Source organism: Streptomyces sp. NPDC059037, assembly GCF_042740015.1.
Classification (GTDB): Bacteria; Actinomycetota; Actinomycetes; order Streptomycetales; family Streptomycetaceae; genus Streptomyces.
Genome location: NZ_JBHYIG010000522.1, coordinates 1 through 1,646, shown reverse-complemented (window position 1 = coordinate 1,646; position 1,646 = coordinate 1). Strand labels below are relative to the sequence as shown.

General features: G+C 70.2%; 2 protein-coding genes. Both read left to right on the top strand.

Annotation, left to right across the window (positions count from 1 at the left end):
* Window positions 1–145 precede the first annotated feature (145 nt).
* Entirely contained in the window at window positions 146–490 is a 345-nt protein-coding gene (locus ACFWY6_RS45355; protein WP_384703767.1) for a choice-of-anchor P family protein, read from the top strand.
* Between the two features lie 11 nt (window positions 491–501).
* Window positions 502–1,503: an intradiol ring-cleavage dioxygenase gene (locus ACFWY6_RS45350; RefSeq protein WP_384703764.1), complete on the top strand. Its 1,002-nt coding sequence runs from the start codon at window positions 502–504 to the stop codon at window positions 1,501–1,503.
* Window positions 1,504–1,646: the final 143 nt, after the last annotated feature.

The following is a 1,646-nucleotide window of genomic DNA, read 5'->3' as shown; positions in this document are numbered from 1 at the left end:
CGCGTAATCACGCGTAATCACGCGTAATCACGCGTAATCACGCGTAATCACGCGTAGCCATGGTCGGGGGACGGCATGGCGCTGCGTATCCACTTCACGGCAGAGGACCTGGCGCGTACGACGGTCGGCGGCGCGCCCGGACATCATGTGGGAGCTGACGATCAGCCTCCACCGGCTCCAGGCGCCATGGCGCACCGCACGTTGCAGGCCCCCGATCGCCATCCCTGACACACCGGGGTACGAGGTCGACCTCGGCCTCGCGGGCAAGCTCGTCGTCAATGAGCAGATCCCGGTGGAGGGCGCGGACAAGGGCCTGACGGTCAACGCGGTCCATCTGACGACGCCGGCCGGGGCGGATGTGGTGATCGGTTCGAGCACCAGCAGCGCGCACGACCGCGTACGCATTGCTGTGCGTACGCATTTCTGTGCGTACACGTTGCTGTGCGTACACACAGTCGGTGCACACGTCTGTGACAGGTGGGGTCCCTAGCGTCCAGGCCCATGACGGAGAACAGCGAACGAGACGAGCCGCAACGGACCAGCGCACCCCAAGGTCCGGCCCACAAACGGGACTTGACGCGCCGCAAGGTCCTGGTCGCGAGCGGCGCCGCGGTGGCGGCGGTCGGGATCGGCGGCGCGGTGGCGGTGAGCGCTAACGCGGAGGGCACGGCGGAGGCGGGTTCATCGGCGACCGGTTCGGCGACCGGTTCGGCGACGGGTTCGGCGACGGGTTCGGCGACGGGTTCGGCGGCCGAGACCTGCTACCGCCTGACCGGCGAGACGACCGAGGGTCCGTACTACATCGACGCCGACAAGATCCGGAAGGACATCACCGAGGACCGCGAAGGCATCCCCTTCACCCTGCGCCTCAAGGTGATCGACTCCGACACCTGCAAGCCGCTGAAACGCGCGGCGGTCGACATCTGGCACTGCGACGCGCTGGGGATCTATTCGGGGTACGAGTCGCTGAGCGGCGGGGGCGGCGGGACCCCTCCCGGCGGCGAGCCGACCGGGACGCCCTCCGGCACTCCCACGGGCACGCCTCCGTCCGGCGGCCCCGGCGGAGGCGGCGGAGGCGGCGGCCACGAGGAGCCGACGGACGACGAGCGCTACCTGCGGGGCACGCAGCTCACCGACAACAGCGGCCATGTGGAGTTCAAGACGGTCTTCCCCGGCTGGTACCGGGGCCGTGCCGTGCACATCCACACCAAGGTGCACGTCGGCGGCAAGATGACGGACGACGGCTACGAGGGCGGCCACGCCTGCCACACGGGCCAGTTCTTCTTCGCGGAGACGGCGGTCCTTGCCTCCGCCGATGTGGCCCCGTACTCCACGAGCACGACGGAACGCACGACGCTCGACGAGGACACGATCTATGGCGGAGGCGGCACTCAGGACGGCCTCCTGAAGCTCAAGTACCGCAAGGGGCACATCGAGAGGGGCGTGGTCGGCTCGCTCACGATGGGGGTCGACCCGGACGAGACGCACGACGGAACGTCGTAGGCGCAGATGCGGTGGAGAGAGGGGGGGGGGGGGCCAAAAACCCCCCCCCCCCCGGGGGGCGGGGGGGGGGGGGGCGGGGGCGGGGGGGGGGGGGGGCGCCGGCGGTGGCCGCCCCCCGGGAACCCCCGAATTTGTTTAGTGAC

Excerpts from the sequence above, each read along its gene's own strand:
- ACFWY6_RS45355 (WP_384703767.1), top strand. The coding sequence starts at position 146 with ATGTGGGAGCTGACGATCAGCCTCCACCGGCTCCAGGCGCCATGGCGC.
- ACFWY6_RS45350 (WP_384703764.1), top strand. The coding sequence starts at position 502 with ATGACGGAGAACAGCGAACGAGACGAGCCGCAACGGACCAGCGCACCC.